21 protein-coding genes are annotated in these 20,989 nt (G+C 64.5%); 8 read left to right on the top strand and 13 right to left on the bottom strand.

Annotated elements, in window-relative coordinates; all coding sequences use genetic code 11:
- The 3 genes from G394_RS0113240 to G394_RS0113250 form a co-directional block, all read right to left on the bottom strand.
- A partial coding sequence (locus G394_RS0113240; RefSeq protein ID WP_028578062.1) for an aldehyde ferredoxin oxidoreductase N-terminal domain-containing protein occupies positions 1-600 on the bottom strand: 600 nt, incomplete at its 3' end.
- A gap of 176 nt (positions 601-776) precedes the next feature.
- The gene (locus G394_RS0113245; protein ID WP_156902611.1) at positions 777-953 is read right to left on the bottom strand and encodes a hypothetical protein; all 177 of its coding nucleotides are present in this window, start codon (positions 951-953) and stop codon (positions 777-779) included.
- Between the two features lie 80 nt (positions 954-1,033).
- Positions 1,034-2,215 (bottom strand): iron-containing alcohol dehydrogenase, encoded by a 1,182-nt coding sequence (locus G394_RS0113250; RefSeq protein ID WP_028578064.1) that lies wholly within the window; start codon positions 2,213-2,215, stop codon positions 1,034-1,036.
- Positions 2,216-2,714: 499 nt separating this feature from the next.
- Between G394_RS0113250 and G394_RS0113255 the strand changes: the two genes are divergently transcribed.
- From G394_RS0113255 to G394_RS0113285, 7 genes are all read left to right on the top strand, one after another.
- Positions 2,715-3,857: an iron-containing alcohol dehydrogenase gene (locus tag G394_RS0113255; protein WP_028578065.1), complete on the top strand. Its 1,143-nt coding sequence runs from the start codon at positions 2,715-2,717 to the stop codon at positions 3,855-3,857.
- Positions 3,857-5,083 (top strand): two-component system sensor histidine kinase NtrB, encoded by a 1,227-nt coding sequence (locus G394_RS19215; protein ID WP_043775930.1) that lies wholly within the window; start codon positions 3,857-3,859, stop codon positions 5,081-5,083. The genes G394_RS0113255 and G394_RS19215 overlap by 1 nt, the downstream gene beginning before the upstream one ends.
- Positions 5,080-6,456: a sigma-54-dependent transcriptional regulator gene (locus tag G394_RS0113265; protein ID WP_028578066.1), complete on the top strand. Its 1,377-nt coding sequence runs from the start codon at positions 5,080-5,082 to the stop codon at positions 6,454-6,456. Before G394_RS19215 ends, G394_RS0113265 begins: the two co-directional genes overlap by 4 nt.
- 175 nt (positions 6,457-6,631) lie before the next feature.
- Entirely contained in the window at positions 6,632-7,720 is a 1,089-nt protein-coding gene (locus G394_RS0113270) for a LuxR C-terminal-related transcriptional regulator (protein WP_156902612.1), read from the top strand.
- A gap of 141 nt (positions 7,721-7,861) precedes the next feature.
- Positions 7,862-9,055: a quaternary amine ABC transporter ATP-binding protein gene (locus G394_RS0113275; protein WP_028578068.1), complete on the top strand. Its 1,194-nt coding sequence runs from the start codon at positions 7,862-7,864 to the stop codon at positions 9,053-9,055.
- Positions 9,052-9,888, top strand: a complete 837-nt coding sequence (locus tag G394_RS0113280) for an ABC transporter permease (protein ID WP_028578069.1) — start codon at positions 9,052-9,054, stop codon at positions 9,886-9,888. The genes G394_RS0113275 and G394_RS0113280 overlap by 4 nt, the downstream gene beginning before the upstream one ends.
- Positions 9,889-9,906: 18 nt before the next feature.
- Entirely contained in the window at positions 9,907-10,746 is an 840-nt protein-coding gene (locus tag G394_RS0113285) for a glycine betaine ABC transporter substrate-binding protein (protein WP_028578070.1), read from the top strand.
- A gap of 212 nt (positions 10,747-10,958) precedes the next feature.
- Here the strand turns inward: G394_RS0113285 and secA are convergent, their stop codons facing one another.
- A complete protein-coding gene (gene secA / locus G394_RS0113290; RefSeq protein ID WP_028578071.1) occupies positions 10,959-13,475 on the bottom strand; it encodes a preprotein translocase subunit SecA in 2,517 nt (838 codons plus the stop codon).
- A 138-nt stretch (positions 13,476-13,613) separates the two neighbouring features.
- Here secA and G394_RS0113295 point away from each other — a divergent pair, with 138 nt between their 5' ends.
- Positions 13,614-14,198: a cysteine hydrolase family protein gene (locus G394_RS0113295; RefSeq protein ID WP_028578072.1), complete on the top strand. Its 585-nt coding sequence runs from the start codon at positions 13,614-13,616 to the stop codon at positions 14,196-14,198.
- A gap of 9 nt (positions 14,199-14,207) precedes the next feature.
- Here G394_RS0113295 and smpB read toward each other — a convergent pair whose 3' ends face one another.
- From smpB to trmD, 9 genes are read right to left on the bottom strand one after another with little or no spacing between them, the layout of a single operon-like run.
- Positions 14,208-14,672, bottom strand: a complete 465-nt coding sequence (smpB, locus tag G394_RS0113300) for an SsrA-binding protein SmpB (RefSeq protein ID WP_028578073.1) — start codon at positions 14,670-14,672, stop codon at positions 14,208-14,210.
- A 23-nt stretch (positions 14,673-14,695) separates the two neighbouring features.
- The gene (ptsP, locus tag G394_RS0113305) at positions 14,696-16,462 is read right to left on the bottom strand and encodes a phosphoenolpyruvate--protein phosphotransferase (protein WP_028578074.1); all 1,767 of its coding nucleotides are present in this window, start codon (positions 16,460-16,462) and stop codon (positions 14,696-14,698) included.
- Entirely contained in the window at positions 16,462-16,740 is a 279-nt protein-coding gene (locus tag G394_RS0113310; protein WP_028578075.1) for an HPr family phosphocarrier protein, read from the bottom strand. The genes ptsP and G394_RS0113310 overlap by 1 nt, the downstream gene beginning before the upstream one ends.
- Before the next feature lie 9 nt (positions 16,741-16,749).
- Entirely contained in the window at positions 16,750-17,496 is a 747-nt protein-coding gene (locus G394_RS0113315) for a PTS system mannose/fructose/sorbose family transporter subunit IID (protein ID WP_028578076.1), read from the bottom strand.
- Positions 17,497-17,498: 2 nt separating this feature from the next.
- Complete coding sequence (gene rsmI, locus G394_RS0113320) at positions 17,499-18,329, bottom strand: 16S rRNA (cytidine(1402)-2'-O)-methyltransferase (protein ID WP_028578077.1); 831 nt, start codon at positions 18,327-18,329, stop codon at positions 17,499-17,501.
- The gene (locus G394_RS0113325; protein ID WP_028578078.1) at positions 18,280-18,684 is read right to left on the bottom strand and encodes a YraN family protein; all 405 of its coding nucleotides are present in this window, start codon (positions 18,682-18,684) and stop codon (positions 18,280-18,282) included. Before G394_RS0113325 ends, rsmI begins: the two co-directional genes overlap by 50 nt.
- Positions 18,666-19,259, bottom strand: coding sequence for a ribonuclease HII (locus G394_RS0113330; protein ID WP_028578079.1), 594 nt, complete (start codon positions 19,257-19,259; stop codon positions 18,666-18,668). The genes G394_RS0113325 and G394_RS0113330 overlap by 19 nt, the downstream gene beginning before the upstream one ends.
- Positions 19,260-19,296: 37 nt before the next feature.
- A complete protein-coding gene (gene rplS / locus G394_RS0113335; protein WP_028578080.1) occupies positions 19,297-19,644 on the bottom strand; it encodes a 50S ribosomal protein L19 in 348 nt (115 codons plus the stop codon).
- Between the two features lie 44 nt (positions 19,645-19,688).
- Positions 19,689-20,963 (bottom strand): tRNA (guanosine(37)-N1)-methyltransferase TrmD, encoded by a 1,275-nt coding sequence (gene trmD, locus G394_RS0113340; RefSeq protein ID WP_028578081.1) that lies wholly within the window; start codon positions 20,961-20,963, stop codon positions 19,689-19,691.
- Positions 20,964-20,989: the final 26 nt, after the last annotated feature.

Here is a 20,989-nt window from a genome sequence, read left to right on the forward strand (position 1 = left end):
GACGATGGCCTTGACGCCCTTGGAGCCCATGACCGCACCCATGCCGCCGCGGCCGGCGGAACGGGAAGGCAGGCCCTCGGGGTCCGAGAACTGGATGGTGGCGGCGGCCAGGCACTGCTCGCCGGCGGGGCCGACCATGGCGGTCACGGCCTTGTCGCCGTAGGCGGCCAGGAGCTTTTCCTGGGCGGCGTAGGTGCGCATGCCGGCCACGGCGGAATCCTTGAACACGACCTTGTCGGCGGAGACGAAGATCTCCTGCATGGGGCTGCCGGCCTCGGGCTTGTCCTCGAGGATGATGGCCAAAAGGCCCAGCTTGGGCAGGGTGTGGGCGAACTGTCCGCCGGAGTTGCTTTCCTTGATGCCGCCGGTCAGGGGCGACTTGGCGCCCACGGAGACGCGGCCGGAGTTGGCGGCGTTGGTCGGGGCCAGGACGCCGCCGGCGAAGATGAGCTTGTTGTCGGCGGAAAGGGCGTGACAGTCCGCCGGCACTTCCCTGTTGACGACCCTGGAAGTCAGGGCGCGTCCGCCGAGGCCGGCGTAGTCGCCGAGCTCCTCGAACTTGAAGGACTTGGTGCGGGTATTGATGCGCAGAATCTTCATGGTCTCTCCTATGGCAAGTAAAAGGGTTGAACGGCAGCAAGTGCTGTCAATTATGACATAAAGCAAAAAAAAGGGCAGGGTTGGAGTTAATGCCAACTCCAACCCTGCCCCCGGTGACTGGCATCGCAAACTTCGCGGCAGTCTCTTTTCCGGCTCAGATCATGGTGATCCCAGCGTCATGTGCATTCATAGGCAGTCGTTGCTTCCTCCTGCATGCCGCACCACATCTCATCGAAGCCGGCCGTCTCCGGAACGCGCTGGTCGCACACGGATACGCTGAGTTCACCCCGATCGTTGCCGATCTTCCAGTCGACCTCTTCCAGGCGAAGGAGTGAAGCGTCGTCGAACCACATGATGCACCTCGTTTCCGGCATGTACCGCGAAGCAGGTTGCGCGCCGGAGAGACTCCGGCGCGCGGGCGATATCGTAAGGCTTACAGGGCCGCCTCGTAGATGGCCGCCACATCGGCGTCCTTCAGGCAGCGGGGGTTGGTAAAACCGCAAGCGTCCTTCTGGGCGTTGCCGGTCATGATGGCGATGTCTTCCTTCTTGACGTTCTTGCCGTAGCGCTTGCCCAGTTCGATCAGGCCGGCGGGAATGCCGACGTCGGTGGACAGCTGCTTGATGGCGTCAAGACACTTCTCGGCGGCGGCGCGGACGGACATACCTTCCACGTTCTCGCCCAGGAACTTGGCCATGTCGACAAAGCGTTCCAGCTTGGCGTTCATGTTGGCGCGCTCGACATGGGGCAGCAGGATGGCGTTGCATTCGCCGTGCGGCAGGTCATAGAAGCCGCCCAGCTGGTGAGCCATGGCGTGGACGTGACCGAGGCTGGCGTTGTTGAAAGCCATGCCGGCCAGGTACTGGGCGAAGCACATGCCTTCGCGAGCCTCGATGTCCTTGCCGTTGGCCACGGCCTTGCGCAGGTACTTGGCGATCAGTTCCATGGACTTCTGGGCGCAGGCGTCGGTCATGGGGTTGGCGATGGTGGAAACGTAGGCTTCCACGGCGTGGGTCAGGGCGTCCATGCCGGTGGCGGCGGTCAGCGCCGGGGGCATGCCGACCATCAGCATCGGGTCGTCAATGGCGATGCCGGGGGTGACGCGCCAGTCGACGATGGCCATCTTCACCTTGCGGGAGGTGTCGGTGATGATACAGAAGCGGGTCATTTCAGAGGCGGTGCCGGCGGTGGTGTTCACGGCCAGGTACGGGGGCATGGGCTTGGTGGACTTGTCCACGCCTTCGAAGTCGTGAATCTTGCCGCCGTTGGCCACGACCAGGCCGATGCCCTTGCCGCAGTCATGGGAGGAGCCGCCGCCCAGGGAGATCAGGGAGTCGCATTTCTTTTTCTTGTAAACTTCAACGCCGGCATGGACGTTGTTGTCCGTGGGGTTCGGGATGGTTTCGTCGTATACTTCGTACTTCATTCCGGCGGCGTCCAGCAGGTCGGTGATCTGCTTGGTCAGACCGCAACCGGTGATACCCTTATCGGTAACGACCAGAGGCTTGCTGCCGCCCAGGGCCTTGATCTTCTCGGGAATCTGCTTGGAAGCGCCAATACCGATCAGAGTAACGCTGGGAATGAAGAAACCGTAAACCATTTCTTGAACAGCCATGATTACACCTCGCTAAAGATTGTTACAAACGAAAAGGACCTTAGTTGACTCTCGTGATTTTCCCTTAGGCAAAAACGGGGCCAGAATGAAAAATGAATGATTTTTTACCTCATTTTTTACGCTAACCCGCCATAATCACAGCGAAGGCACCACCAGAATTCCTCGGAGGGCAGGAGCGAACACCGCCTCCGCGGCACGGCGCACCCCCTCTTTGTATCACTTTGATCCTTGCGCTGACGACGCTTCTGGGTCAAAAAGACCCATTATGCCCGTTCATCGCCGCAACCACCCCTTGGCCTCTTCGTGAACCGCAGGCAGACAGAACCCCTTTGAACTGAATTTTGCACCTTATTTACAGTGTGTTACAAAGTGCTTCGCAAAAATCGGAGCACCCGCTCCGGCAGAAGGACGCTGATCGTATCCTTTTTGCACACACCTTCAGCGGACGATCCCACCGCCAGGCCCGGAGCACGTTGAACCTACCCAAGCGAGGATGAGCATGGACATTCGGAAATTTTCTTTGCCGGAAATCATATTCGGCCACGGCAGCATGGAGTACACCGGTTCCTACGCCCTTCAGCTGGGCGCGAAGAAGGTCTTCGTGGTCAGCGACCCGGGACTTGAGAAAAGCGGCTGGGTGAAGAAACTGCTGCAGATCATCGAAGCCTCCTCCCTGCGCTGGGTCTACTACTCCAATGTCAGCTCCAACCCCCGCGACTACGAGGTGCACACCGGAGCGGAACTCTACAAGGCCGAAGGGGCGGACGTTGTCATCGCCCTGGGCGGCGGCAGCCCCATGGACATGGCCAAGGGCGTGGCCACCGTGGTCAGCAACGGCGGGACCATCCAGGACTACGAGGGCGCAAACCTCATCACGAGCCCGCTGCCGCCCATGATCTTCCTGCCGTCCACGGCCGGCAGCGGATCGGACATCTCCCAGTTCGCCATCATCACCGACGTGGCCCGCAAGGTGAAGATGTCGCTCATCAGCCGTTCGCTGACGCCCAACGTGTCCATCATCGACTCGGAACTCCTGTCCACCGTCGACGACGACCTCCTCATCTCCTCGGCAGTGGACGCCCTGGCCCACGCCGTCGAATCCTACGTGTCCCTCATCGCCCACACGCTGACCGAAACCCAGGCCCTGAAGGCCATCCACCTCATACTCGACAACATGCAGCCCGCCCTCAAGACCAGGGACCCCAAGGCCCTTGAATTCCTGTCCATCGCCGCCACGGCCGCGGGCATGAGCTTCAGCAACGCGAGCCTCGGCGCCTGCCACGCCATCGCCCATTCCCTGGGCGGCTTCTTCGACACGACCCACGGCATGGTGCATCCGGTCCTGCTGCCGGCGGTCATGAAATTCAATCTGCCTGCCTGCGAGGAGAAGATGGCCACCATCGGCGAAATCGTCCTCCGGCGCAGGCTGTCCTCCTCGCGCCAGACCGCGGAAGGGGGCATCGCACGGTTGCACGAGATTTTCGAGGAACTCGGGACTTCGACCCATTTCAGGGAGATCGTCAACGATCGCACCGCCTTCCCGCAGATCTGCGAGATGGCCACCAAGGACGCCTGCCTGCTGACCAACCCCCGCCCGGCCACGGCCGAGGAGCTTCTGGCCATCTGCGAAGAGGTCTGGTGATGAACAGGACCAAGCTGTCCGACATCGTCGGGCCTGAGTACACCAAGCTCGGCTTCTTCCGCGAAGTGCAGGAGAAGATGGCCGAACTCGAAACCTACAATGCCGAGCTCGAGCGCAAGAAGCAGGAGATCCAGGATATCCTGAACGGCATCATGGACCTCCTGGCCGTGGTTTCGCCCGACTACCGCATCGTCTACGTGAACAAGGTCTTCCACGACTATTTCGAAATCGACGAACCCAAGGGAATGTATTGCTACGAAGTCTTCCGGGGCCGGTCGACGCCGTGCCGGACCTGCCCCCTGCGCACGGCCCTGCAGACGGGCAAGCCGGACCGCACTTCGTACCTCGACCCCCGCTCGGAACGTAACCTGCGCTTCGAGGTGGTGGCATCCCCCATGTTCGACGACAAGGGGCACGTCCGCACGGTCCTCGTCTCCAAGCGCGACGTGACCATGGAAAAGGAGTACCAGGCCAAATACTACCAGGCCGAGAAGATGGCCACCATCGGCCTCCTGGCCGCCGGCGTGGCCCACGAGATCAACAACCCCCTGGCGGCCATCAGCGGCTTCTCCGAGGCCCTCAAGCGCCGTATCCCGGCCCTGGCCACTTTGTTGGCCGATAACGCGGACTCATCGTTGCTTGAAGATTTCACCGACTACACCACCACCATTCTGGAAGAGTGCAACCGCTGCCGCGACATCGTCGGCAACCTGCTCTCCTTCAGCAGCCAGAAAACCTGCAAGTTCAACACGATAGATTTGAACACGCTGGTCACCGACTCCGTCAAGATCCTGCACCACCAGATCAAGCTGCGCCCGGGCATCAATCTGGTCCTGGACCTGCACTCCTCAGCCGTAACCATCCAGGGAGCCCAGGGGGAGCTCAAGCAGGTTCTCCTCAATCTGGTGCTCAACGCCATGGACGCCATCGATTCCGATGGGACCATCACCATCCGTACCAGCTTCGGCAGGCCGGGACACGCGACCCTGACCGTCGAGGATACGGGACAGGGCATCTCCCCAGACAAGTTGGGCAAACTGTTCATCCCCTTCTTCACGACCAAGAGCCAGGGACACAGCATCGGCATCGGCCTGTCCATCTGCTACAACATCATCCAGCAGCATAAGGGGGAGATCCTCGTCTGCAGCGAACCGGGCAAGGGTTCCATCTTCAAGGTCATGCTTCCCACCGGATTCCCCGGAAACAACAAGGAACGAAACACATGAGCATCTTCAATTCCATCGAGATCCTCGTCGTCGACGACGAGTCCAACATACGCAAGCTTTTCTCCCGCGAACTCACGTCCCCCGGGCGCAACATCCATACCGTCGGGAGCGCGGCCGAGGCCTTCGATTTCCTGCACAAGAACTTCTGCGACATCATCATCCTGGACATCCGGCTGCCAGACGCCAACGGCCTTGAATTGATGAGCAAGCTGCTGGAGACGGTGCCCAACGTGGCCATCATCCTCATCACCGGCTACGCCGACGTGGACAACGCCGTGGAGGCCATGAAGAACGGGGCCTACGACTACATCACCAAACCATTCTCCCTGGAACGCATGGAGCAGGTCATCGAAAAGGCCTACCAGCGGGTGCGGCTGCAGCGGGAGAACGAACTCCTGCGGCACAACTCGGAGCACAAGTCCATGCCCAAGTTCATCGGCCACTCCAAGTCCGTGCAGCAGGTCCGCTACCTCATCGAAAAGGCGGCCCCCACGGACGTGCCGGTGCTGCTGACGGGCGAGAGCGGCACGGGCAAGAACGTGGCCGCGGCCGCCCTGCACGCCCAGAGCCGTCGCGCAGACCAGCCGCTGATCATCAAGAACTGCGGCACGTTCGACAAGGAGCTGCTGAGAAGCGAGCTGTTCGGCTACTGCAAGGGCGCCTTCACCGGCGCCGACCGCAGCACCGACGGCCTGCTGACCCTGGCCCACAAGGGCACGCTCTTCTTCGACGAAGTGGGTGAACTGAGCCTCGAACTGCAAGGCGCGCTCCTGCGCGTGCTGGAGACCCAGCACTTCCGCCGGGTGGGCGACAAAGAGGAGCGCTGCGTGGACGTGCGCTTCATCTTCGCCACCAACAAGAATCTGGCCAAGGAGGTGGAGGAGGGGCGGTTCCACGACGCCTTCTACCACCGCATCAATGTCTTCACCATTGAGCTGCCGCCCCTGCGCGAGCGCCGCGAGGACATCCCGTCCCTGGTCGAGCATTTCCTGATGTCCCTGGCCAAGGACGGCAAGGAGTACAAGATCTCCCCCCGGGCACTGCAGCAGCTCATGGACAACCCCTGGCCCGGCAACGTGCGCGAACTCAAGAACATCATCGAGCGCGGCATGATCCTGGCCGAGAACAACCTCATCAACGTCAAGGCCCTACCCTTCTGCCAGAAGAGCTGCCAGAACCCGCGCGAAAAGGGCTTCTCCACCCTGGAGGAGCTGGAACGCTCGCATATCAGCATGGTCATGCACGCCGTGCAGGGCAACAAGTCCAAGGCCGCCCAGATGCTGGGCATCGGCCGCAAGACCCTGTACCGCAAGCTCGAGGAATACAGTCTGACGGATGTGGCGGGGCAGGACATCGGATTCCTGGGCAAGTGACCGGGTCATTTCGACACATCCCCCGAGAACCCGCCTGGAGGCGTGCTTCCGGAAGCGCGCCGCCAGGAGGGCATGACTGCGTCGTTGTCCCGGACGTGACGCGTGTTTTTTGGCGCGCCATGGAGGATCGCCGATGCCGACGGTGCTGATTTTTTGCGATGCAACGGGGCGGATCGTGGAAACCCGCGCCGGCAAGAACCCCGAATGGGATCTCCCGCCGGGCACGCCTTTGTGGGAGGCGCTGGGCATGGAGGCCTCCGATTTCGGGGAACTGCTGACGCGGTCCCCGACAGGCAGCGCCCACAGCCTGACCGGTCCCCTGGGCCAGCCCCTGGTCCTGAACCTCGTTGCGCTGCCGGATCGGCTGGCGCCATCGGGCGGGTACCTGGCGACCCTGACCTTGGCCGCCCTGACCCTGACGGCGCCGGCTGGGGACTCGCCCGCCCCCACTGCATCCGCCCTCGACTACGCCGTGTTCAACGCCGTCTTCAACGACGCGCGCGACGCCATCCTGCTCACGGATGACTCCTTCCGCATCCTGGCGGCCAACCGCAAGGCCCACACGCTCTATGCCGCGGGAGACGAACGCCTGGACGGCTCGGCCCTGACGCGCATCCTGCCCCCGTCGGACGAGCCCAGGCTCCTGGCCACGGCCCGGGCCCTCAAAAGCGGCGCGCACTGGCGCGGCTCCCAGGTCACCCTCGGACCTGCCGGCCAGGAAACGCCCGTCCGAATGACCATCCGCTGCCTGAGCGTCGGCCGGGTGCGACTCTACCAGTTCATGCTGGGCGACCAGCGCAGGCGCATGGCCCTGGAGCGCGACCTGGCCAGGAGCCGCCGGCAGGTCGCGGACATGGACACGGCCCTGAAACACGTCCTGCGCAACGTCGAGGAAGAACGCCAGGAACTCAAGGAGGGCCTTGTGCAGCAGGTCCGCGAGGAGGTCCTGCCCACGGTGGAGCGCATCGTCCAGGAGAACTCCCACCTCGTCCGCCAGGCCTACCGTTCGGCCCTGGAGGAGCGCATCGCGGACATGGCCGAGGCCCCGTCGGACACGGCCGCCCTCTTCGCCCTGCTTACCCCCCGGGAAATGGACATCTGCCGCCTGATCCAGCAGAGCTGGCAGGGCCGAGCCATCGCCGAGCAACTCGATATCTCGTTTGAAACCCTGCAGACCCACCGCAAGAACATTCGCCGCAAGCTCGGCCTCAAAGGCGGCCCCGTCCCGCTGTCCGCCTTCCTTCAGCAGCACCCGCCTCTCTAGCCATCGGGTATGTCCGCATACCCGATCCATCCCCGTCAGGTCCCCTTGATCCCCTGCCAATCCGAGGTATTCTGCCCGATGCTGAATACAGGCGGACCGCGGAAGGCGGCGCGCCCCCGAACCCGCAGCCAAGGAGACTGAATGGACAAAATACGTGTCGAAGGACTGTACAAGATATTCGGACCGAACCCGAAAAAAGCGTTGCAGATGCTTTCCAAGGGCCGGACCAAGGACGAGATCATGGCCGAGATCCGCCATGGCATCGGCGTGAACAACGCCTCCTTCGAAGTGAAGGAGGGCGAGATCGTAGTCGTCATGGGGCTGTCCGGCAGCGGCAAGTCCACCCTGGTGCGCTGCCTCAACCGGCTGATCACGCCCACGGCAGGCAAGGTCCTCGTCGACGGGCAGGACGTCGCCACCATGGATGACGAGGAACTCAGGCATCTGCGGCAACGCAAGATGGGCATGGTCTTTCAGAATTTCGCGCTCTTCCCGCACCGGACCGTGCTGGAAAACGCCGCCCTGGGCCTGGAAATTCAGGGCATGGACAAGCCCGAGCGTCTGCGGCTGGCCGAAGAGGCGCTGTCCATGGTCGGCCTGAACGGCTGGGGCGAGTCCTACCCGCGCCAGCTCTCGGGCGGCATGCAGCAACGCGTGGGCCTGGCCCGCGCCCTGGCCCTGTCCCCGGACATCCTGCTCATGGACGAGGCCTTCAGCGCCCTGGACCCACTCATCCGCCGCGACATGCAGGACGAACTCATCAACCTGCAGGAGAGGATGCGCAAGACCATTGTCTTCATCTCACACGACCTGGACGAGGCCCTGAAGCTCGGCGACCGCATCATCCTCATGAAGGACGGCGCCATCGTGCAGATCGGCACGCCCGAACAGATCCTGACCTCGCCGGCCGACGAGTACGTGGCCCGCTTCGTCGAGGACGTGGACATCACCAAGGTCCTGACGGCCGAATCCGTCATGAAACGCAGCGAGGCCGTGGCCGACCTGCGCACCGACGGCCCACGCGCGGCCCTGCGCAAGATGCGCAAGCACAACATCGCCCATCTCTTCGTGGTCGACCACAACCACCGGCTGGTCGGTATCGTGTCCGCCGACGCGGCCGCGAACCTGGCCGCCCGGGGCGAGGAACAGCTGGCCGAGGCCATCTGCACCGAGATCAAGACCGTCTTCCCGGACACCCCGGCCCAGGACCTCTTCGGCATCATGGCCGACCTGCCCTACCCGCTGGCCGTGGTCGACGAGAACAACAAGTTCAAGGGCCTCATCGTGCGCGGCACCCTGGTCGCGGCTCTGGCCGAACGAGGAGGTGCCGCATGAACGACTTCAGACTGCCCGTGGGCGAATCCATCGAATCCGGCATCGACTTCCTGGTCGAGCACCTTTCCTTCATCACCAAGGCCAGCGCCGCCATCATCGAGACGGTCCTCGGGGCCATGGAAAGCGGCCTGCTGCTGGTCCCCATCCCGGTCTTCATCGTGCTGGCGGCGGCCGGCGTATGGCTCCTGACGAGGGACCGCAGGCTGACCCTTGGCAGCGTCCTGGGCCTGGCCCTGATCTGGAACATGGGGCTGTGGGCGGCCACGGTCAGCACCCTGGCCCTGGTACTGGTCTCGACCCTGTGCGCCATCGCCCTGGGCGTGCCGCTCGGCATCCTCGCGGCCATCAACACGCGCATGTACCAGGCGGTCATGCCCGTGCTCGACGTGATGCAGACCATGCCGGCCTTCGTCTACCTCATCCCGGCCATCCCCTTCTTCGGCCTGGGCAAGACCGCGGCCATCTTCTCGACGGTCGTCTTCTCCATGCCGCCGGCCATCCGCTTCACCTGCCTGGGCATCCGCCAGATCCCGGCGGAACTGGTGGAGTGCTCCACGGCCTTCGGCGCGACGCGCATGCAGCGCCTCATGAAGCTGGACCTGCCCCTGGCCGCGCCGACCATCATGGCCGGCGTCAACCAGACGGTCATGCTGGCCCTGTCCATGGTCGTCATCGCGTCCATGATCGGCGCCAAGGGCCTGGGCGGCGAGGTCTGGAAGGCCATCCAACGGCTGCAGATGGGCCGCGGCTTCGAGGCGGGCATCGCCATCGTCATCGTGGCCATGATCCTGGACCGGGTGCTGCAGAAACTGGGCACCCGCAAAGACACATAATAAACAAAGGAGAATCGCATGAAGAAAATCCTGCTTACCCTGATCTGTCTGATGTTTCTGGCCGCGCCGGCCATGGCCGCCAAGGGCAAGGTCCGCATCGCCTACGTCGAGTGGGACTGCGCCACGGCCAGCACCATGACGGCCAAGGCCGCCCTGGAGCAGATGGGATATGAAGTCGAGACCCTGCCCGTCGCCGCGGCCGCCATGTGGCAGGCCCTGGGCACGGGCGACGTGGACGCCATGGTCACGGCCTGGCTGCCCGTGACCCACGCCGACTACTACGAAAAGGTCAAGGACAAGGTTGAAAAGGTCTCCGTAGTCTCCGGCGGCGCCAAGCTCGGCTGGGCCGTGCCCGCGTACGTGACCATCGACTCCATCGAGGAACTGAACGCCAACGCCGACAAGTTCAACGGCAAGATCATCGGCATCGACCCGGGCGCGGGCCTCATGAAGCTGTCCGAGCAGGCCATGGCCGACTACGGCCTGAACAAGCTCGAACTGATGGAAGGCAGCGGCGCGACCATGACCGCGGCCCTGGACACCGCCATCAAGAACAAGGATTGGGTGGTCGTCACGGCCTGGTCCCCGCACTGGATGTTCGGCAAATGGGACCTCAAGTATCTGAAGGACCCCAAGGGCGTACTGGGCGCCGAAGAGAAGATCGAGGCCATCGTGCGCAAGGGCCTGAAAGAGGACATGCCCGAGGTCCACGCCTTCTTCTCCAACTTCAAGTGGGATTCCCCGGCCCAGCTGCAGATGGTCATGGCCTGGAACCAGGAAGGCGGCACCCCCGAAGAGAACGCCAAACGCTTCCTGAAGGAACACCCGGACACCGTGAAGGGCTGGATGGGCAAGTAGGCTGATGCAATGCGGGGCTCCGCCCCGCGCCCCGCAAGGGGCTCGCCCCTTGACCCGGTTGGGGTAAGGGGCTCGATTCCCGCTTCCGGCGAGGCGTTCCTCCCATACCCCCTGAACGGGGTGCAGGGGGCGCGCCCCCTGCCCGCCGGAGGCCTCTTCCTCCTCCCCCACCACCAACGAAAAACCCCGGCTCGCACCGGGGTTTTCGTTTTTCAGGCCTGCTTGCCGCAGCAGCGTTTGTATTTCTGACCGCTGCCGCAGGGGCAGGGGTCGTTGCGGCCGACCTTGGGGTCGGCGCGGCGCACGGTGTCGGGCTTGGTTTCGGCGGGTTCACTGCCGCCGGCGTATTTCACCTCTTCCTGCTCCTCGTGCTTGAGCTCCTCCTGGCGGACGATCTCGATGCGCAGGTGCATGAGGGCCTTCATGGTGTTCTCGCGGATGCGGAAAAGCAGATCCTCGAAGAGTTCGAAGCCTTCGCGCTTGTACTCCTGCTTGGGGTCGCGCTGGGCGTAGCCGCGCAGGCCGATGCCCTCCTTGAGGTAGTCCATCTGCAGCAGGTGGTCCTTCCAGTTGCGGTCCAGGGCGTCGAGGAGGAAGAAGCGCAGGACTTCCTGGTACTGGTCCGGGGCCGCGGCGCGGTGCTCGTCGAGGACCGAGATGACGGCGGCGCGGGCCTCGTCCTTCTCGACGTACTTGCCGGCCTCGACCGTGCGTTCGAGGGCGAAGATCTCGTCCAATTTGGAGCGGACCATGCCCTTCAGTTCCTCGGGGGACTCGGTGTGGCCCTTGCGGTTCTCCATGGGCTCGTAGATGTCAGAAAGCAGGTCGTCGATGAACTCCTCGACGGTGGGCTGCACGTCCTCGACGGTCATGAATTCGCGGCGCAGGGAGTAGATGACCTCGCGCTGCTGGTTCATGACGTTGTCGTATTCGAGGAGCTGCTTGCGGATCTCGAAGTTGTGGCCTTCGACGCGCTTCTGGGCGTTTTCGATGGAGCGGCTGATGAGCGGATTCTCGATGGTCTGCCCGTCTTCGAGGCCGAGGCGCTCCATGATGCCGGCGATGCGCTCGGAGCCGAAGAGGCGCATGAGGGTGTCGTCGAGGGCCAGGTAGAAGCGCGAGGAGCCCGGATCGCCCTGGCGGCCGGCACGGCCGCGCAGCTGGTTGTCGATGCGGCGGCTCTCGTGGCGTTCGGAACCCAGGATGTGCAGGCCGCCCAGTTCGCGCACGCCTTCGCCCAGCACGATGTCCGTGCCGCGGCCGGCCATGTTGGTGGCGATGGTCACGCGGCCCTTCTGGCCGGCCTGGGCCACGATCTCGGCTTCCTTCTCGTGGTGCTTGGCGTTCAGGACCTCGTGGGGGACACGCTTCTTCTTGAGGAGTTCGGAGATGAACTCGGACTTCTCGATGGAGGTCGTGCCCACGAGGACGGGCTGGCCCTTGGCGTGAAGCTCCCGGATCTCCTCGACGATGGCCTCGAACTTCTCCTTCTGGGTCTTGAGGATGACGTCGGGGAAGTCCTTGCGGACCATGGGCTTGTTCGGCGGGGCGACGATGACCTCGAGGCCGTAGATCTGCTGGAACTCCACGGCCTCGGTGTCGGCCGTGCCGGTCATGCCGGCAAGCTTCTCGTACATGCGGAAGAAGTTCTGGAAGGTGATGCTGGCCAGGGTCTGGTTCTCGGCCTCGACCTTGACGCCTTCCTTGGCCTCCAAGGCCTGGTGCAGGCCGTCGCTGAAGCGCCGCCCCGGCATGAGGCGGCCCGTGAACTCGTCGACGATGACCACCTGCCCGTCCTTGACGATGTAGTGGTCGTCGCGGGTGAAGAGGTAGTGGGCGCGCAGGGCCTGCAGGATGTGGTGCTGCAGGGTGATGTTGGCCGGGTCGAAGAGGTTCCCGACGTTCATGATCTCTTCGCAGTGCACCACGCCCTCGTCGGTCAGCACGACGGTGCGGGCCTTCTCGTCGATGGAGAAGTCCTCGTCACGGGCCAGCTTCGGGATGATGGAATTGACGCGGGCGTAGAGGGAGGTCGACTTCTCGCCCGGGCCGGAGATGATGAGCGGGGTGCGGGCCTCGTCGATGAGGATGGAGTCCACCTCGTCGACGATGGCGAAATTGAGGGGCCGCTGCACGAGCTGATGGCGGTAGAACTTCATGTTGTCGCGCAGGTAGTCGAAACCGAACTCGTTGTTGGTGCCGTAGGTCACGTCGGAGCCGTAGGCGGCCTGGCGCTCGGCGTCGGTCAGGCCGTGGACGATGACGCCCACGGTCAGGCCCAGGAAGGTGTAGAGCTGTCCCATCCAGGCCGCGTCGCGGCGGGCCAGGTAGTCGTTGACCGTGACCACGTGCACGCCCTTGCCGGACAGGGCGTTCAGCACCACGGGCAGGGTGGCGACGAGGGTCTTGCCTTCACCGGTCTTCATCTCCGCGATCTTGCCCTGGTGCAGGACGACGCCGCCCATGAGCTGCACGTCGAAGTGGCGCATGTTGAGGACGCGCTTGCTGGCCTCGCGGGTCAGGGCGAAGACCTCGGGCAGCAGGGAGTCGAGGCTGCGCCCGCCGGCCACCTCGTCGCGCCAGGCGGCCATCCGCGCCGGGAAGTCGGCGTCGGACAGGGACTGCATGGCGGGCTCGAAAGAATTGACCTGCTCCACGAGGGGACGCAGGGATTTCAGGTATCTGTCGTTTCTGGATCCGAATATCTTCTTGGTCAAATAACCGATCATGAATACTCCCGACTCGTTGGTCCTGGGGGTGTAAGAGATTCTTGCCGGGCGCGGCCGCGGCCGCTAAGTTCCTTGGCCACCGCCCGCGTTCACGCACTAGGGCAGTTTCCACGCAATGACAACCACAGGAAGGACGCCATGAACGAGGCCCTGCTCATCATCGACATGCAGAACGATTTCGCCGTGCCCGGGGGTACGTGCGAAGTGCCCGGGGCCCACGCCACCATCCCGGCCATCCGCAGGGTGCTCCTGCGCTTCCGGGAACTGGGGCTGCCCGTGTTCCACGTCGTGCGCGAATACCGCGCCGACGGTTCGGACGTCGAGATCACGCGCCTCGCCGCCCTGAAGGAAAAAGACATGGTCGTGCCCGGCACGCCGGGGGTGCGCATCGTCCCGGGCCTGGAGCCCGAGGCCGGCGAATACCGCATCGTCAAGCCGCGCTTCAGCGCCTTCATGTTCACGGAGCTGGACCTGATCCTGCGGCGCAAGGGAATCACGCACCTCGCGGTGACGGGCACCCAGCTGCCCTTCTGCCTGCGCGCCACCCTCTTCGACGGCCTCTGCCTAGGCTACCGCATGACCCTGATCACGGACGCCTCCTCCTCGCGCACCGAGGAGATCCACCACGCCAACATCCGCGACATCCGCGACGCGGGCATGGACTGCGTCAGCGTGGACGAATACCTGCGCGGCCTGGCCGCCGGGGCCCAGGCACCGTCCTAGCCGCCCGCCTCAGAACCGGTTCAGTTCACGCTCCGTGTCGCGGTCCACGGCCTTCTGCTTGAGGTCCTCGCGCCGGTCGTGGACCTTCTTGCCCTTGGCCAGGGCCAGCTCGATCTTGATCTTGCCGTCCTTGAAATAGAGCTTGGTCGGCACCAGGGTCAGACCTTTCTGCTCCATCCTGGACTTGAGGGAGGCGATCTCGTGGCGGTGCATGAGGAGCTTGCGCTCGCGGTCAGGCTCGTGCTGGGCGTAGCCCGCGTTGGCGTAGGTCGAGATGTGCACGCCCGAGAGCCAGGCCTCGCCGCCTGAAATGCGCACGTACCCGTCCATGAAGTTGACCTTGCCGTCGCGCAGGGACTTGACCTCGGAGCCGGTCAGCATGATGCCGGCCTCGATGAAGTCCAGCAGTTCGTAATAATGTCGGGCCTTGCGGTTGGTCGCGATGACCTTGATGCCCGTCGGTTTGGCGCACATGGGAAAATCCTTGGAATTGAAGGCTACTCGTCCACCAGGGAGGAGTAGAACATGAGCTCCTCGGGGAAGCGTCGAAAGATCATTTCCCGGACGAGCTTGTTGTTGCGGGCCACGGACTGGCTGGTCATGACCTGTTTCAAGAGGGCGCTGCACTCCTCCATGGAGGCCTGACGCACTATGCGCTTGATGCCCGGAATGGCGTGGGGCCCCAGGCTGATGGAATCGACCTGCATGCCCATGAGCACGGGGATGCAGAAGGGATCCGCGGCCAGCTCGCCGCACAGGCAGACCTCGATGCCGGCCCGGTGGGCCGAGTCCACGACCCACTTGATGGAGCGCACGATGGCCGGGTGCAGGGGCTGGTACAGGTAGGACACGTCCTTGTTGGTGCGGTCGATGCCCAGGGAGTACTGGATCAGGTCGTTGGTGCCGATGCTGAAGAAATCGACCTCGCGGGCCAGGAAATCCGCGGTGATGACGGCGCTGGGGACCTCGATCATGATGCCCATGGGCATGTCCTCGCGGAAGCAGATGCCCTCGGCGTGCATCTCGCGCTGCACCTCGCGGTAGAACTTCTTGACCTCGACGAGCTCCTGCAGGCCCGAGATCATGGGAAACATGATGGACACGTTGCCGAGCACGCTGGCCTTGAGGATGGCGCGAAGCTGCGTGCGGAACACGTCGCGGTGCTTGAGGCAGTAGCGGATGGCCCGCAGCCCCAGGGCGGGGTTGGGCTCGCTCGGGACCTGCATGCGCATGAGCTTGTCGGCCCCGACGTCCAGGGTGCGGATGACCAGCTTCTTGGGCGCGACCAGGGAAGCCATGTCCATGTAGATCTCGGTCAGCTCGTCCTCGGTGGGCATGCCACCGTGGCTCATGTAGCTGTATTCCGACCGGTACAGGCCGATGCCCTCGCCGCCGTTGTCGTTGACCGCCACGACCTCCTCGAAAAGCTCGATGTTGGCCAGCACCTGCATGCGGTACCCGTCGATGGTTTCGGCGGGCAGCTGGCAGGAGCGCATGATGGTGGCCTGGTAGCTCTCGAACTGGGTCTGCAGGTCCGTGTAGCGGGCCAGCTCGTCCTCGTCGGGCTCCAGGATGATGCGCCCGTGGAAGCCGTCGAGGATAATGATGTTGCCCTCGGCCAGGTCGTCCCCGAGGCCCTCCACGCCGACCACGGCCGGAATCTGCAGGGACCTGGCCAGGATGCCGGCGTGGGAGGTCTTGCCGCCCTGGGCCGTGGCGAAGGCCATGATCTTGTTCACGTCCAGCTCGATGGTGTCGGCCGGGGACAGGTCGTGAGCCAGGAGGATGGCGCGGTGGGTGATGGCGTTCAGCCCCCCCTCACCGCCGACCAGCTTGCCGAGCACCCTTTCGGCCACGAGGCGCACGTCCTGCATGCGCTGGCGCAGGTACTCGTCGGCGATGGCGGCGAAGACCTCCTGCAGGTCCCCCACGGCGCGCTCCAGGGCCCACTCGGCGTTGATCCTGGTGTTCTCGATATGATCCAAGGCGCGCTTGCGGAACTTGTGGTCGCGCAGCATCATGAGGTGCGACTCGATGATGGCCGCGTGCTCCTTCAGGTCCTCGGGCACGAGGCTTAAGATCCGTTCCAGGTCCTGCAGGGCGGCTTCGAAGGCGCGGCCCAGGCGCTCCATTTCGCGCGGCACGTCCTCCTGGCCCAAGGTCTGGCGGGCCATGCCGGAAAAATGGTTCCTGTTCAGGCAATAGGCCTTGCCGATGGCGATGCCTGCGGAAACCGGAATGCCGTAGAGGGTGCGGGAAGGCATCAGCGATCCTCTCCAAACATGTCTTCGAACATCCTGGTCAGGCTCGAAATGGCCTCGACCGCGTCGGGTCCCTGGGCGCGCAGCCGGAGCTCCGTGCCCTGCGGGGCGGCCAGGGACAGGAGGTCCAGGATGGATTTCGCGTCGGCCTCCATGCCGCCGGAGTGCACGCTGATGCTGGCCGCATAGCGCTGGGCCTCCTGCGATATCTTTCCGGCGGGCCGGGCGTGGAGGCCGAGGCTGTTGCCGACCCGGATGGTTCTTTCCTGCACGTCGTCCATACGCATCACCTACATGGATACAAGGGGGAGAACCCTCTCCCAGGGAACAGCCAAACCGCCCAGCACCAACGCCGCCAGGATCAGGTCGCGGTCCCTGGACCGGAACATGCCGCACGCGGCCAGCAGAACCGCGCAGCCTGCCCAGGCCAGGGTCCAGAGTCCGCCCCGCGGCGCGACCTGCAGCACGAACAGGGCCAGCAGAACACCGTTGACCAGCTTGAGGCGCCGGCCCCAGTCGATGAGCCCCCAGGACTTGAGGCGCTGGAGAAAGGCCAGCCCCTGGGCGTAGCCGCGGCCGAAAGTGAACATCTTGAAAAACTGCAGGGCCGCCAGACAGAGGAGCACCCAGCAGGCCAGGAGCCAGATGCGGTCCGCAGCCGCGAGGTTGACCCCGACCAGGGACCACATGACCAGGAAGCTGCCTCCGAAAAAGGAGTCGCCCAGGGCCGAGAGGGTGTAGACCGTGGTCGTGCGCAGCTTGGGCAGGATGTCGGCGGGAAGCAGGCCCGCCGCGATCTTGCGCTCCATGGCCAGGAATATCCCGGCCAGCAGCGGCGTCCAGTAGGGGTGGGTGTTGTAGTGCTTCAGGTACCGGCCGCGGGCGCGCTTCAGGGCTGCCGGGTCGGCTCCGTAAAGGGCGCGCAGACCTGGCTCCATGATGAAGGCCAGACCCACGTTCTGCATCCCGCGGGTGTTGAACGTGGCTCCGACCATGTAGGTGCGCAGAAAAACCTGCAGCAAGATGCGCGTATCCAACCCTACTCCGCGTCCTGTTCGAGAATCAGCTCGTAAATCCGCTTGGCGGTCCAGCCTCTGGTCCGTTCCCGCACGGCCCGGGCGGCGTCCTTGGGGCGCATGCCCTCGACGATCATGGCCTTGGCCAGGCCGAGCACTTCCGCTTCACCCGTGGCGGCTCCCGCCTCGGGAGGGCCCACGACCACGGTCACCTCGCCCAGAAGCTCGCCGTCCATGTCGGGGGCCTGACCAAGCCTTCCGTTGATAAACTGCTCATGTTTCTTGGTCAATTCCCGGGCCAGACAGAATTCCCTCTCTCCGAGGACCTCGAAGGCCAGCGCGAGCGTCGGCAGGACGCGGTTCTTGCGCTCGAAGAAGACCAGGGTGGCCGGCACGTGGGCGTACGCGCCGAACAGGGCCCGCACCTCGCCGGCCTTGCGGGGCAAAAAACCCAGGAAGACGAAGGGGTACGGGGGCAGGCCGCTGGCCATGAGGGCGGTGATGGGCGCGCAGGGGCCGGGCACGGGCACGACGGAAACGCCGGACCTGCGGCAGGCCGCCACGAGTCGGTAGCCGGGGTCGGCGATGAGGGGGGTGCCGGCGTCGGAGACCACGGCCACCTGCAGCCCCTGGCCGAGCAGTTCCAGGACCTCGGCGATGCGGCTATCCTCGTTGTGTTCGTGCAGGCTCAGGAGGCGCTTGCCGCCGATGCCCGCCAACTGCAGGAGGTGGCCGGCGCGGCGGGTGTCCTCGGCCAGGATGACGTCGGCTGCTTCGAGGGTCTGCCGCCCCCGGGGCGAAAAATCACCAAGGTTGCCAAGGGGCGTGGCCACGATCCAGACCGTCCCGTACATCGATGATATCCTCCCAGTGTTCGACGAGGGTCTCCCCGTCCAGGAAAAGCACTGCCACCAGGTCGAAGCGGCAGGGCCGGCTCCAGGCCTTCTTGCGGCTCAGGTACTGCGACGCGGCCCGGATCAGGCGCTTTCTCTTGGCCGGCCCAACGGCCTCGCCCGGCTCGCCGCGCACGTGACCCGAGCGGGTCTTGACCTCGACGAAGACGAGGGTGCCACGGTCCTCGCAGACCAGGTCGAGTTCCCCGCCGACGCAGCGGACATTGCGCTCGACGACCCGCAGGCCTTTCTCCTGCAGGTACGCGGCGGCCAGGTCCTCCCCGGCCAGACCCGTGATCAGATGCCGGGCAGCCACAGGGTCTTCTCCCGGGGCGCGGGGCACACGCCCTTGAACGTCCTGCGATGGGCCGGACTGGGGCCAAGACGGCGCAGGGAGTCGAGGTGCTCCTGCGTGCCGTAGCCCTTGTGTACGGCCAGGCCGTAGCCGGGGTAGCGCTCGTCCATGCGTTCGAGCAGTTCGTCCCGGAAGGTCTTGGCCAGGATGGAGGCGGCGGAGATGCAGGGGTGGATGGCGTCGCCCCCGACCACGGTCGTCAGCGGCAGGGCCGTCGGAAAGGACCGGTTGCCGTCGACCAGCACGCAGTCGGGCTGCACGCGCAGGGCGCACAGCGCCCGCGACATGGCAGCCAGGGTGGCCTGCAGGATGTTGATGCGGTCGATTTCCCGGGGCCAGGAAAAACCTAAGGCCCAGGACACTGCCTGGGCCTTGATGGCTTGTGCGAGCACCGCGCGACGCCGCGGGGAAAGCTTCTTGGAATCCGTCAGTCCCGGGAGGTCGTATCCGGGGGGCAGGATGACGGCCCCCGCCACGACCGGGCCGGCCAGGCAACCGCGGCCGGCCTCGTCGATGCCGGCCCGGACCCCGTCCATGCCCCGGGAACAGCCTTTCTGGCTGAGCAAATCGGGCCTACCAGGCGTTCTTGGTCTTGATGCGGGCAGCCTTGCCCCTGAGGCGACGCAGGTAGTAGATGCGGCTCTGACGCACCACGCCTTCGGACACGACCTCGATGCGGTCGATGGTCGGGGCGTGCAGGGGGAAGATGCGCTCCACGCCGACGCCGTCGGAAACCTTGCGCACGACGAAGGTGCTGTCCGTGGTGCCTCTCTTCAGACGCATGACCACGCCCTGGAAGACCTGGATGCGCTCCTTTTCCCCTTCGATGATGCGGGTATGCACCTTGACGGTGTCACCGGCCCGGAACTTGGGGACGTCGGCACGCAGGTGCTCGCTTTCGATCTTTTTGATGATGTCCATGATTTTCTCCTTTATCTGAAGCGGCCTGTACGCCGCCACGAATCTTAACCCACATCGCCCAGCAGGCGGTCCACCATGATGGACGCCGCGGAGCGGACAGAAAGGTGGTTGTACCTATCCATAAAACGTATGGCCCGCAACATGCCGTCGGCCCCTTCCAGAACCTCGGGCCGCAGGCCGTGCCCCGTGCCCAGTACCAGCAGGACCGGTTCGTCCCGCAGCCACCGGGCCGCCTGCTCGCAGGTCATGTTCCCGGCCTTGGCGCTGGTGGCCAGAACCTTGGGCCTGCGCCCCGTGCGCGCAGCGATGTCGGCCACGGCATCGTCCAGGAGACTTACCACCCGGACCCGGCCCAGAGCCTCGCTGCGATCGGGGTTTGCCGTGAGCCCGTACCCCTCGCGCCAGTGGCCCACGAGCGTGCGGGCCAGCGTCTGCTGATCCACCACGGGCGTGCAGATATAATATCCGCCGAGCCCATAGGTACACGAAACGCGTGCAATATCGTGGAGGTCGAGATTTGTCAAAGACGTTGTGATGGTCTGGCCGGATTTATTTTCGACCGGGTAGTGCACCAGGGCCACGTGCAGGTTGCGACCCGGCCGAACCCTGTCCAATGCCTTGAGATATTTGATGTCCGCGTCGGTCAGAGGAGCGTTGGCCAGAATGTCGGGCCGCATGCGCAGGGTCGTTTCCAGGCTCTGCTCCCGCCGCCACTGGGCGATGCGGCCGTGATGCCCGGACGACAGAACCTCGGGCACCTTCAGCCCCTCGTACTCCTCGGGCCGGGTGTAGTGCGGGTATTCGAGAAAGCCCGTGCTGAAGCTCTCCTCGTCTGCGCTCTCGTCCTTGCCCATGAAGTCGGGGATGAGACGGCCCACGGCCTCGATGAGACACAGGGCGCCGGTCTCGCCGCCGTTCAGCACGAAGTCGCCCACGGACACGGCCTCGATGGGGCAGAGCTCCTCCAGGCGGGCGTCGAAGCCTTCATACCGGCCGCACAGCAGGGCCAGTTCCTCCTCCCCGGCCAGTTCGCGGGCCAGGGCCTGGGTCAGGGGGCGGCCCTTGGGGCTGAGCATGAGGATGCGCGCCTTGGGGCCGAGGGTGGAGATGGCGCGCCTGAGCGGGTCCACGGCCATGACCATGCCCGGCCCGCCGCCGTAAGGCCGATCGTCGACGTTATGGTGCCTGTCCGTGGAGTGGTCGCGCGGATTGATGAACGAAAACTCGACCAACCCCTTCTCCCGGGCCTTGGAAAGCAGACCGCAGGACAAGGGCGATTCGAAGAATTCGGGAAAGATGGTGATGACGGAAAAACGCATTGCATCTGCTCCGGCCGGGACCGACC

The sequence above is a fragment of the Desulfomicrobium escambiense DSM 10707 genome (assembly GCF_000428825.1).
GTDB classification, from domain to species: domain Bacteria; phylum Desulfobacterota; class Desulfovibrionia; order Desulfovibrionales; family Desulfomicrobiaceae; genus Desulfomicrobium; species Desulfomicrobium escambiense.